Annotated in this window: 9 protein-coding genes, 1 pseudogene and 1 riboswitch; of the genes and pseudogenes, 5 read left to right on the top strand and 5 right to left on the bottom strand. The window is 73.3% G+C overall.

The genetic code is table 11. The features are described 5' to 3' along the window. Positions 1-63 precede the first annotated feature (63 nt). From HNP84_RS08620 to HNP84_RS08610, 3 genes are all read left to right on the top strand, one after another. A complete protein-coding gene (locus HNP84_RS08620; protein WP_221335988.1) occupies positions 64-2,124 on the top strand; it encodes an N-acetylneuraminate synthase family protein in 2,061 nt (686 codons plus the stop codon). Positions 2,125-2,287: 163 nt separating this feature from the next. Then, a complete protein-coding gene (locus HNP84_RS08615) occupies positions 2,288-3,262 on the top strand; it encodes a glycosyltransferase family 2 protein (protein WP_185048838.1) in 975 nt (324 codons plus the stop codon). Beyond that, positions 3,259-4,569 carry a polysialyltransferase family glycosyltransferase gene (locus tag HNP84_RS08610; protein WP_185048837.1) on the top strand — a complete coding sequence of 437 codons (1,311 nt, stop codon included), beginning with the start codon at positions 3,259-3,261 and terminating at the stop codon, positions 4,567-4,569. Before HNP84_RS08615 ends, HNP84_RS08610 begins: the two co-directional genes overlap by 4 nt. Positions 4,570-4,648: 79 nt before the next feature. On the opposite strand, the gene HNP84_RS08605 is transcribed toward HNP84_RS08610, so the two are convergent. Then, positions 4,649-5,842: a DUF6716 putative glycosyltransferase gene (locus HNP84_RS08605; protein ID WP_312924149.1), complete on the bottom strand. Its 1,194-nt coding sequence runs from the start codon at positions 5,840-5,842 to the stop codon at positions 4,649-4,651. A gap of 11 nt (positions 5,843-5,853) precedes the next feature. After that, positions 5,854-6,897 carry a hypothetical protein gene (locus HNP84_RS08600; RefSeq protein WP_185048835.1) on the bottom strand — a complete coding sequence of 348 codons (1,044 nt, stop codon included), beginning with the start codon at positions 6,895-6,897 and terminating at the stop codon, positions 5,854-5,856. Positions 6,898-7,137: 240 nt separating this feature from the next. Next, a riboswitch (cyclic di-AMP (ydaO/yuaA leader) is annotated at positions 7,138-7,291 on the top strand. Positions 7,292-7,300: 9 nt separating this feature from the next. Between HNP84_RS08600 and HNP84_RS08595 the strand changes: the two genes are divergently transcribed. Both HNP84_RS08595 and HNP84_RS52690 read left to right on the top strand, forming a co-directional pair. Continuing rightward, positions 7,301-7,951 carry a CHAP domain-containing protein gene (locus tag HNP84_RS08595; RefSeq protein WP_185048834.1) on the top strand — a complete coding sequence of 217 codons (651 nt, stop codon included), beginning with the start codon at positions 7,301-7,303 and terminating at the stop codon, positions 7,949-7,951. A gap of 78 nt (positions 7,952-8,029) precedes the next feature. Beyond that, the gene (locus tag HNP84_RS52690; RefSeq protein ID WP_185048833.1) at positions 8,030-8,917 is read left to right on the top strand and encodes an oxidoreductase; all 888 of its coding nucleotides are present in this window, start codon (positions 8,030-8,032) and stop codon (positions 8,915-8,917) included. Positions 8,918-9,233: 316 nt separating this feature from the next. On the opposite strand, the pseudogene HNP84_RS56680 reads toward HNP84_RS52690, so the two are convergent. The 3 genes and pseudogenes from HNP84_RS56680 to HNP84_RS08575 all read right to left on the bottom strand — a co-directional run. Next, a pseudogene (locus HNP84_RS56680) lies at positions 9,234-9,524 on the bottom strand (histidine kinase dimerization/phospho-acceptor domain-containing protein); the annotation flags it as partial. A gap of 390 nt (positions 9,525-9,914) precedes the next feature. Beyond that, positions 9,915-10,547 carry a response regulator gene (locus tag HNP84_RS08580; RefSeq protein ID WP_185048832.1) on the bottom strand — a complete coding sequence of 211 codons (633 nt, stop codon included), beginning with the start codon at positions 10,545-10,547 and terminating at the stop codon, positions 9,915-9,917. A gap of 31 nt (positions 10,548-10,578) precedes the next feature. After that, a complete protein-coding gene (locus HNP84_RS08575) occupies positions 10,579-11,160 on the bottom strand; it encodes a hypothetical protein (RefSeq protein WP_185048831.1) in 582 nt (193 codons plus the stop codon). Positions 11,161-11,235: the final 75 nt, after the last annotated feature.

Raw genomic sequence — 11,235 nt, 5'->3', positions numbered from 1 at the left:
AGTTTTCCCCCTACACCTCAGCCCCCCAGCTAGGGCCGTTTCGTTCCGTCATGAGGAGTCATCTTGCGAGTCCTGGCCGTTGTACCCGCCCGTGGCGGCTCCGTGGGCGTCCCACTGAAGAACCTGGAGCAGGTGGGCGGCATGCCGCTCGTCTCCCGGGCGGTGCGGGCGTGCGTGCGGGCCGAGCTGATCGACGAGGTCGTCGTCAGCACCGACCACGCGGGTATCGCCGAAGCGGCGCGCGCGGCCGGCGCCACCGTGATCGACCGGCCGGAAGAGCTGAGCGGGCCCACCGCCTCCAGCGAGTCCGCGGTCCTGCACGCGCTGGACCAGCTCGACGGGGACCCCGAGGTGGTGCTGCTCGTGCAGTGCACCAGCGCGTTCATCGACCCTCACGACCTGGACGCCGCGGTGGCCAAGGTCCTCGACGGCGCCGCCGACGTGGTGTTCTCCGGTCTGGAGACGCACGAGTTCCTGTGGAGCGCCGCGGGCGCGGGCGTCAACCACGACCCCGCCGTACGCCCCCGCCGCCAGGACCGCGAGCCGCACTACCGCGAGACCGGGGCCTTCTACGCCATGCGCGCCGCCGGGCTGCGCGAGCACGGCCACCGCTTCTTCGGCACCGTCATGGTGCAGCCGGTGCCGGCCGGGCACGCGATCGAGATCGACACCCCCGGCGACCTGGAGATCGTGCGCGCGCTGGCCCCGTTCGTGGACGAGCCCGAGCCGATCGACGTGGACGCGGTGATCACCGACTTCGACGGCGTCCACACCGACGACCGCGCCTACGTGGACCAGGACGGCCGCGAGATGGTCGCGATCAGCCGCTCCGACGGCATGGGCATCTCGCTGCTGCGCCGCTCCGGCGTGAAGCTGCTGGTCATGTCCACCGAGCACAACCCCGTGGTCGCGGCCCGCGCCCGCAAGCTGGGCGTGCCGGTGCTCCAGGGCCTGGCCGACAAGCGCACCGTGCTGCGCGACTGGCTCTCGATCGAGGGCCTGGACCCGGCCCGCGTCGCCTACGTGGGCAACGACGTCAACGACCTCGGCCCGATGAGCGAGGTCGGCTGGCCCGTCGCGGTGCCCGACGCCCACCCCAAGGTGCGCGCCGCCGCCCGCGTCGTGCTCACCCGCCCCGGCGGCGCCGGCGCCGTCCGCGAGCTGTGCGACCGGGTCCTCGCCGCCCGCCCCGAGCCCGCCGAGACCGCCCCGGCCCCCGCGCCGCGCACCGAGCTGCGCGTCAGCCCGGTCGCCCGGCCGGTGCAGGTCGGCGACAAGTACATCGGCGCCGGCCACCCCGTCTACGTGATCGGCGAGATCGGCATCAACCACAACGGCGACATCGACATCGCCCGCCGGCTCATCGACGTGGCCGCCGAGGCCGGCTGCCAGGCGGTGAAGTTCCAGAAGCGCACCCCGTCCATCTGCGTGCCGCCGGAGCAGCGCGACCAGATCCGGCAGACGCCGTGGGGCGAGATGACGTACCTGGAGTACAAGGAGCGCACCGAGTTCGGCCACGACGAGTACACCGAGATCGCCAAGTACTGCGACGAGCGCGGCCTGCACTGGTTCGCCTCGCCGTGGGACGTGCCGTCGGTGGAGTTCCTGGAGAGCATGGACGTCGTCGCGCACAAGGTCGCCTCGGCCAGCGTGACCGACATGGAGCTCCTGCGCGCCCTGGCCGCCACCGGCAAGCCGATCCTGCTGTCCACCGGCATGTCCACGCTGGAGGAGATCGACCGCGCGGTGGAGGTCCTGGGCACCTCCAAGCTGGTGATGATGCACGCCACCTCCACCTACCCGCTCCCGCCGGAGGAGGCGAACCTGCGCACCATCGTCACTCTCCAGGAGCGCTACGGCGTCCCGGTCGGCTACTCCGGCCACGAGCGCGGCCTGCAGATCTCCCTGGCCGCCGTCACCCTCGGCGCGGTCACGGTGGAGCGCCACATCACCCTCGACCGCACCATGTGGGGCTCCGACCACGCCGCCTCTCTGGAGCCCGCCGGCCTGGAGCACCTGGTCCGCGACATCCGCATCATCGAGACGGCCCTGGGCGACGGCGTCAAGCGCGTCTTCCCCGGTGAGGAGGCCCCCAAGGCCCGCCTGCGCCGCGTCACTGTGTAGCCGGCGATTGCCGCGCGATACGCGGGGCTTGGGCGCATAGCGCCCAAGCCCACCACCGCCCGATTCCGGAGCCCGGAAGGGAACCGGAACGGAACCCGCAACCGGAACCGCAACCGAATAAGATCAACAGGAGAACGGCACTGAGCACCTCAGAGGTCGGCACGTGATCACTCTGTCCGTCGTCGTCCCCGTACGGGACGCGGCGCCGTACATCGGCGACGCCCTGGCCTCGCTGGCGCGCAACGCGCAGCCGGACTTCGAGTTCATCGTGGTCGACGACGGGTCGGTGGACGCCACCGGGCGGGTCATCGAGGACTGGCGCGGCGACCTGCCCGGCCTGACCGTGCTGCGCAACCAGACCCCCGTGGGGCTGGCCGACGCGCGCAACCAGGGGCTCTCGCTGGCCTCCGGCCGGTACGTCACGTTCCTCGACGGCGACGACTGGATCGTGCCCGGCTACCTGCGCCGCCTGGTGGCGGCGATCGAGGAGCTGGGCTGCGACTTCGTCCGGGTGGACCACGTGCAGGCCGAGGGCCGCAAGCGGGTGCTGCACCGCGCCCCGCAGGCGCGGCGGGGCGCGGTGCTGAACCCGCGCGACGGCGTGCTGCCGGTCGAGGGCAAGTCGATGGTGGACTACCCGTACGCGTGGGCGGGGATCTACCGGCGCGAGCTGGGCGAGCTGCTGACCTTCCCGGGGCACCTGCACACCGCCGAGGACCGGCCGTGGATCTGGCGGCTGCACGCGCGGGCGCGGTCGTACGCGGTGGTGTCGCTGGCCGGGGTGTTCTACCGGCGGCAGGTGCCCGGCTCGCTCACCCAGACCGGGGACGAACGGCAGCTCCACTTCTTCGACGCCTTCGACCTGGTGTTCAAGGAGATCGACGACATCCCGGAGTACCTGCCCAAGGCGGTGCGCACCTTCTGCGCGCTGCTCGCGCACCACCTGGAGCTCGCCGACCGGTTCACCCCCGAACTGCGCGCCAGGTTCGCAGAGCGCGGCGCCGACGCGCTGCGGCGGCTGCCCTCCGAGCTGCTCGCGGCCACCGTGGCGCGCCTGGAGACCGAGCGCGCCGAGGCGCTGCGGACGCTGGTCCCCGAGCTGCCGGGCTCCCGTCGCATCCGGTTGGAGGACGAATGACCCAGCTCTTCTACGCCTCGACGCTGTTCGGCGCGATGACCGTCGCCGCCGCGATCGACGAGGGCCGCTTCGGCCCGCACGACCGGCGGCGCGTCCTGCTGGTGTCCAACAACGCGGCCATCCCGGAGATCACCACACCGCTGGACGAGTCGCCGGGGTTCGCGGCGCTGCGCTCCCGGTTCGACGAGGTGCGCTCCTGGAACGAGATCATCGCGCCGCTGCACCCGTCGGACTGGAAGGCCAGGGTCATCGAGGTGCCGATGACCAGCCGGCTGGTCACGTCCTATCTGGGGCTGGGCGACGGGCCCGACGAGCTGGTCGTGGAGTCGATCGCGGTGCCGCCGGCGCGTACGATCTCCGGGCTGATGCGCGAGTGCCCGATCACGGTCTACTCCGACGGCCTGATGAGCTACGGCCCGACCCGCGACCCGCTCCCGCTGGAGATCACCGGGCGGATCACCCGGCTGCTCTACCTGGACCTGGTGCCGGGGCTCGACCCGCTGCTGCTGACCGAGTGCGGCGTACGGGCCGAGGCCCTGCCCGGCGCGGCCTTCACCGCCGTGCTCTCCCAGGTCGCGGCCACGGCGCCGGACCCCGGCCACGCCCCCGGCGCCCCGCTGATCCTCGGCCAGTACCTCTCCGCGCTCGGCGTGCTGACCGAGGACGAGGAGGCGGGCCTGCACGACGACATGCTGCGCGGCCTGGTCGCCCGCGGCCACACCGAGGTGATCTTCAAGCCCCACCCGGCGGCGGGCCGCGCCCACGCGCGCCGCCTGCGCGAGACGGCCGAGTCGCTGGGCGTCAAGCTCACCGTGGCCGCCGGCGAGTACCCGGCCGAGATCCACTTCGCCGGCGCCCCGGCCCTGGTCGTCGGCTGCTTCTCCACCGCCCTGGCCACGGCCTCGCGCTACTTCGGCCTGCCGGTCGCCACCATGGGCTGCGAGCTGCTGCTGGAGCGGCTGACCCCGTACGAGAACAGCAACCGCATCCCGGTGACGATCGTGGACGCCACGGTCCCCCGCCTCACCCCCGACGGCGCCCTGGAGCCCCCGCCGGTCCCCGCCGACCGCCTCGTCCCGCTGGTCCGCGCGGTCGGCTACTGCATGCAGGCGGGCGCGCACCCGGAACTGCGCGAGGAGGCCGCCGCGTACGTCGCCGAGCACGGCCCCGCCCGCCACTTCAAGCGCCAGCGCCTGTCCGCCCTCGGGCTGTCCTTCCCCGCGCAGCCCGGCCCCGCCGACTCCCGGCCGCCGGCTCCCGCGAACACCCTCAGCCGGCTGCGCCGCAAGCTCACCCGCCTGCGCTGACCCCGCCGCCCGGACGCGGGCGGGCACGCGAAAAGCGCGACGGCCGGCACACGGTGCCGGCCGTCGCGCTTCGCCTTCCTCAGGTGAGCGCCTTAAGGTAGTTGCGCATCTTGCGCTTGGCCCGGTAGCCGACCCGGAGCATGTTCGGCGGGATCTCCACGCGGAGGCGGGCGCGGCGGCGGGCGGCGGCGTGCTGGCGGCCGTCGAGGAGCGAGCGGGCGGGGATCAGACGGCCGGCGCGGGCGTCGTCCACCAGCGCGGACAGGCGGTGGGTCCAGTCGGCCTCGGACGGGTCGTGGAAGTAGTTGGCGCGGCACCAGGCCGGGTCGGGGTGGCGGAAGACCCCGGCGGCCAGCTCGTCCAGGGTGCCCAGGACACCGCTGCCCTCGAAGACCAGGTTGATCATCTCGGCGCTGACGCCGAAGTCGGACAGCACCAGGAGCGGGACCCCGCCCGCGATGGCCTCCAGGGCGGCGGTGGAGCTGACCGTGACGAAGCCGGTGGCGCGGGCCAGGTGCTCGTGCATGGCGCCGGTCTCGAAGCGGAGGGCGCCGGCGGGCAGGCGGTCCTGGGCGACCATGGAGTTCCACAGCCGCTCGTAGTGGTGGCGCTCGTTGTGGGTCTGGCGCTCGGTGTCGCGGGCGCGCAGCTTGACCACCACGTCGAGGTCGGGGCGGGCGACGGCCAGGCGGGTGAGGGCGAGCAGGATGCTCTCGCGCTCCTCGCGCCGCTTGGGCACCTTGGCCTGGGTGGCGAAGACCACGCGGTCGCGCGGGCCGGGGACCGCGGGCGCGGCGCCGTCGCGCAGGAACGGGAGCCGGGCCAGGCCGACGCCGCCCCCGCCGCCGAGCTCCTTGGCGATGCGGGAGAACTCCTCGACCTCGCGCCCGCTGTGCACCACGAACAGGTCGCAGCCGCTGCGGAACAGCCACGCCTTCTCGGTGGCGGGCACGGAGATACCGGGCAGGCCGGACAGGAACACCGGGCGGGGCTTGAGGCCGTGCAGGGTCTCGGAGGCCAGGACGTCCACGACCGGGCCGGTGCAGGCGAGCAGCACCGCGTCGGCGCGGAACCGCTCGGCGACCGAGCGCAGGCGGCGCGCGGACAGCACGGGCGGCAGCTCGCGCGCGCCGGTGCCCGACACGGCGGCCTCGATCTGGCCGGCGGAGGGCGCGATGGGCGTCCTGATCACCGCCAGCTCGGTCTGCGTCCCCGGGGGAAGGCCGTCGAGCAGGCACGCGGCCCACTTGAGATACGAGTCAGAGTCGGCCACCGCCAGCACCTTCACCGAGGCACTCCCGTTTGATCATGAGCGAACATTTGCAGGTGTGAGCGCAGGGACGGCCCGGCGTCCGCGGTCCACCAGTCGTCGGGGACCTCGACGGCGTCGACGGGCACACCGCGCGGCGTGAGCAGCACGCGCAGGGAGGTGACGGCGGTGGAGGGCAGGCTGAGGACGCGCTGGTCGGAGGACAGGCCGCGCAGGGTGATCTCGGCGGGCGCGCCGCCGTCGTAGACGTTGATGCCGGGCTGCCGCCGTACGCGGTCGAGGTCGCCCGGGTCCTCGCGGCGGTGCGGGAAGTACGCGACCGGGCCGTCGGCGCCGAGCCCGGCCAGCCAGTCGAAGTAGCTCTCGCGGTGGATCAGCCCGTTGCGCACCAGGGAGGTGCCGAGCACGATGGTGCGCTCGCCGGGCCGGGGCTCGCCCAGGGGCTGGCCGCGCAGCCAGGCGAAGTCGTGCAGCACCAGCTCGGCGCCGGTGCGGCGTACGGCGGCGGCCAGCTCGTCGGAGACGGGCAGCGCGGTGAAGATCGACAGCCGGCCGGCGCGGGCGGCGGTGCGCAGGCGGAGCCCGGCGGCCAGGCCGAGCGTCGCGCGCGGGACCCCGGCGCGGACGCGGGCGCGCAGCAGCGGCTTCCAGGGCGCGCCGCCGAGGAGTTCGAGCAGCCTGATGGTGGCCAGGCCGTCATCCACGATGACGACACGGCGGGGGAACGCGGTCAGCCAGCTCAACTGCACCTTACCGGAGAAGGCGTCGCCGACGACCCAGGTCGCGTGGCGGCCGGGGCGGCGCATCTCCTTCTCCGGCTGGGCCAGCGTGGCTCCGGGCGGCAGGGCGAGTCGCTTGAGCTCGCGCCGGGTGGCGGCCAGGGCGGGCAGCTTGGCCCGGGGGACGATGCTGGTGTGCTCGCCGAGCAGGCCCGCATGGTGGGCTTCCACCGCGCAGAGCATCTGCAGCGGGGACTCCACCCAGGCCACGGCCGACCCCTGCTCCCGCGCGTGGCGCCGCCGACCGTCTTCCTCCACGCCGGGTGTTGACCCGTTCACGACCCGACCAGGCTACGGGCGGTTCCTTAAGTGCCCGGGAACCGTGAGTGAACTGCGGGATACGAGCGGAATCGTGATCCATCCGTTGCCTGACTTGCCCTGACATATCCCTGTGTATTACTTTTTCCGAACTCAAGGCATACTTCATGCCCGATTGTCGGGTATGTCCGGATGCCGTGCCATTGCAAGCACCGCGCGCCCGCGCGGGGACCGGGCTCCCCCCTGAGCCCGCCCCGCAACGGAGTGCGGCCGCCGAGTCCGCGCAAGCGGAGCCGGGGACCCAGTTTCCCTTGGGGTGAATCGGCGGGCAGTCCCCGAAACGGGATGGCCCGTCGTAGGGCGCCTTCCAGGCCCGAACCCGTCAGCTAACCCGGTAGGCGGCATGGAAGAAGGAGATCCCCCTATGTCCCTCCACCGGATCGCTCGCAAGCTGAGGACTCCGGCGCTCGCCCCCGCCCTGGTGACAGCGGTGTGCGCGGGCGCCATCGCAGGCGCCGCCCCCGCGTACGCGGTGGACACGCCGATCGACAAGCAGGCCGCCCCGCAGGGGATCAAGGCCGGTGTCAAGGCCCAGGACGTGCTCGACCTCGCGCTCAAGCAGGTGGGCATCAGCGAGAACAGCCTGGGCGGCGGCACGAAGTTCCACCAGTGGTACATGTCCTCACAGCGGGCCCGCGAGACCGTCGCCCGCGACGGCGGCTCCATCGCAGGCTACGCCAACGCCCCGTGGTGTGCGATGTTCGTCTCCTGGGTCGGTGAGACCCTGGGCGTGCGCCCCACCGTCGGGTGGGACGCGTACACGGTGACATACGCCAAGTGGTTCGCCGCGAACCAGCGGTGGGGCTCCGACCCCCGGCCCGGCGCCGTGGTGTTCTTCGCCTGGGAGGGCGCCAAGAACCTGGACGCCATCGACCACGTCGGCTTCGTGGTGCGCGACAACGGCGACGGCACCATCAAGACCGTCGAGGGCAACACCGGGAACGGCAGGGTCGAGGTCCGCACCCGTCCGAAGTCCCAGGTCGTCGGCTACGGTTACCCCCAGTACGCCGGCTGATCCCCGCGCGCCGCGTGCGGCAGGGCACCGCGATGTAGCGTCGGGTACGACGGACCCCCTCGTCGTACTGGAGCGTTCATGGCGTCCTGGACCGCCCGCGACATCCCCGACCTGACCGGCACGCACGCCGTCGTCACCGGCGCCAACAGCGGCCTCGGCGTGCCGACCGCGCTGGAACTGACCCGGCACGGGGCCAGTGTCGTGATGGCGGCCCGCGACCCCGCCAAGGGCCGGGCCGCCGTCCGCGAAGTGCGCGAACGGGTCCCGGGCGCCGAGGTCGAGTACGGCCGGCTCGACCTCGCCGACCTGGGCTCGGTACGCGAGTTCGCCGACTCGGTCACCCGGCCGCTCGGCATCCTGGTCAACAACGCCGGCATCGCCGTCAGCGCCCGCCGCCGCACCACCGCCGACGGCTTCGAGCTGCTGTTCGGCGTCAACCACCTCGGCCACTTCGCCCTCACCGGCCTGCTGCTCCCGCGCCTGCTCGCCCATCCGGGGGCGCGGGTGGTCACGGTCTCCAGCGACCAGCACGCCGCCGGGCGCATCGACTTCGACGACCTCGGCATGGAACGCTCGTACGCGGCGACGAGGGCCTACGCCCGCTCGAAGCTGGCCAACCTCATGTTCGCCCTGGAACTGAACCGCCGCGCCGAAGCCGCCGGCGCCGACCTGCGCAGCCTGGCCACCCACCCCGGCTTCACCGCCACCAACATCGCCAGAGTGGGCCCCCTCACCCGCCCCCTCGCCGCCCTCCTCCGCCTGATCGCCCAACCCACCGAGGTGGGCGCCCTCACCTCCCTCTACGCCGCCACCTCCCCCGACGCCCACGGCGGCGACTTCATCGGCCCCGGCCTGCGCCCCCTCCAACCCTCCCCCCGCGCCTACGACCCCGAAGCCGCCCGCCGCCTCTGGCAGGTCTCCGCCGACCTGACCGGCGTCTCCTTCCCCGCCCTGACCCCCCACTAGCACCCCCGCCGTGGCGCGAGGCACACGCGGCCCGCCGCACAGTGCCCCGCACGCCCGCACCGGTCAGGGCCACGCGACGGGCGCACAGACCGAACGCGCCGCCTCCGTGTGGTGTGCGCCCGGGGTGCCGCCGCTCCCCCGGCGATCGGCCGGCCATCTGCCGCGGCCGGACCTGCGCGCCGGGGGCGTATGTGGTGACCCTGCGTGTGATGAACGGGCCGAGGGCGATGTCGGTCAGGTCGGGGCGTTCGGTGGCGGTGTCCAGGCGGGCCACCTCCAGGACGTCCTCGATCAGGCCGCGGAGTGTCTGGACCCGTCCGCGTACGAGGTCGGTCATCCGGCCCGGTGGCAGTAGTTCGGCCGCTGTGGTGAGCCCGGTGAGCGGTGTGCGCAGTTCGTGGGCGATGTCGGCGGTGACCCGGCGCTCGGCCTCCAGGCGGGCCTGCAAGGCGCCGGCCATCGCGTCGACGGCGTGGGCGAGGTCGGCGGCCTCGTCGTAGGGGCGGCCGCCGATCGCCTCGCTGACCTTGACCGTGTGATCGCCGGCGGCGACCCGGGCGGCGGCGGACGCGGCCCTGCGCAGCCTGCGTGACAGGCGCGCGCCCACGGCGATCCCGGCCAGGGCGCCCGCGGTGACGACCACGGCCGAGCCCAGTGACAGGACCCGGTCCAGTGCGGCCGGCTCGTCGAGCCGGCGCTGGTAGTCCGAGCGCAGCGACAGGATGTGGCCGCCGGCGCCGGCCGCCGCCCAGACGAAGGTGCCCTCGGCGCTCTGGCGTATCGCGGTGGCGACGGCGCCGTCGCTCGCCCTCGCACGCAGGTCTGCCGGCAGGGCCGGGTCCGTCCAGCCTGCTGCCGAAGGCCGCCTGGCCGCCGCGGTGGTACTCGCGCAGCAGGAGCTGGATGCGTTCGGCCTGCAGGCGATGGGCGTCGTCGGCCTGCCCGCGGGCGTAGGCGAAATGCACGATGATGCTCAGCGCCGTCGCCACCAGGACGCTCACCGCGGCGACCGAGACGCTGATCTTCCAGCGCAGGCGACCCGCGAATCGCCGCCGGAGGCGTAGCCCCACACGCTCTCCAGCAGCATGTCCCTGCTCAGGACCGTGCCAGGCGATTCGGCGAAGTGCAGCAGCAGTCGCATCTCGGTCGGGGTCAGGGCCACCGGCCTGCCACCACGCGACACCTCGACGCCATCGACGTCGATCTCCACATCGCCGAAGCGCAGCGTGCGCGGGCCGGGCGCGGCGCCGTGCCGTGTGCTGCGGCGCAGCACGGCGCGGAGGCGGGCCAGCAGCACCGAGCCGTCGAACGGCTTGGTCACGTAGTCGTCGGCGCCGGCCTCCAGGCCGACGACCACGTCGACGGCGTCGTCCCGGGCCGACAACATGATCACTGGGATGAGGCTCTCGGAGCGGATGCGGCGGCACAGGCTCACGCCGTTCATCCCGGGCAGCATCACATCCAGCAGTGCCACGTCGGGCGGGCGGGCGAGGAACGCCTCCAGCCCGGCCGGTCCGTCGGCGGCGGTGGTGACCTCGAATCCGTCGCGTTCCAGGGCCAGCCGGGTCACCTCCCGGATCACCTCGTCGTCCTCGACGAACAGCACGTGCGGACTCGTGGCCGCTTCCATGAATGTGTCCTCTGGGTTGTCTCGCGGGGTGTCACTCGCCGGCCAGGACGAGTGCGTGGCCGGTCCAGCGCAGCGGCGCCGACCGTGTGGCGGTCGGGCAGGAGGCGGCGTCACCGGGCCGGTAGTCCGGCCGTACCAGGACCAGGGCTCCGTCACGGACCTCCACCCGGCTGCCCACGCCCTCGTGGGCGTAGACCCGCTCGCCAGGCCCGCTCTTGGTGAGCTGGTAGACGTAGGTGCCGCGCGTGCCCTCATATCCGCAGCTACGGCCCGGACAGGAGTAGATGGTCACGCTCAGCAGGCGCACGGCTCCGGCTTCGCCACGCAGCGAGATCTCCCTGGTGACCACCGGGAACCGGCCTGCTTGGCACCGCGGGATCGCCGAGATCACCTCCCTGCTCACGCGTGGGTCGTCACGCAGCACCGGCATGCCGTCGATCTCGGAGGGGCGGCTGACGGCCATCCGCGCGCCCGCGGGCGTCTCGGTGCCCTTCCCGGCCGGGGACTCGACACGTACCTCCGGATCGATCCCGCACCCGGCCGCCGTGAGCGCGGTCAGCACGACGCCCGCGACCGCCGCGGCCACGGCGGCGCGGCGTTCTCTCAGCGACATTGCGCCGATAATACCTGCCGCGCACTGTTACAGAACCGATGGAATACCGCCGGACGGCCTATGGGAAAGCGAAGA

This window comes from Thermocatellispora tengchongensis, assembly GCF_014202315.1.
Classification (GTDB): domain Bacteria; phylum Actinomycetota; class Actinomycetes; order Streptosporangiales; family Streptosporangiaceae; genus Thermocatellispora; species Thermocatellispora tengchongensis.
This window is presented reverse-complemented; position numbering and strand designations above follow the sequence as displayed.

Bases quoted from the DNA above. Each gene is read 5' to 3' on its own strand.
- HNP84_RS08610 (WP_185048837.1), top strand. From the start codon at position 3,259: ATGACCCAGCTCTTCTACGCCTCGACGCTGTTCGGCGCGATGACCGTC.
- HNP84_RS08595 (WP_185048834.1), top strand. From the start codon at position 7,301: ATGTCCCTCCACCGGATCGCTCGCAAGCTGAGGACTCCGGCGCTCGCC.
- HNP84_RS52690 (WP_185048833.1), top strand. From the start codon at position 8,030: ATGGCGTCCTGGACCGCCCGCGACATCCCCGACCTGACCGGCACGCAC.
- HNP84_RS08580 (WP_185048832.1), bottom strand. From the start codon at position 10,547: ATGGAAGCGGCCACGAGTCCGCACGTGCTGTTCGTCGAGGACGACGAG.
- HNP84_RS08575 (WP_185048831.1), bottom strand. From the start codon at position 11,160: ATGTCGCTGAGAGAACGCCGCGCCGCCGTGGCCGCGGCGGTCGCGGGC.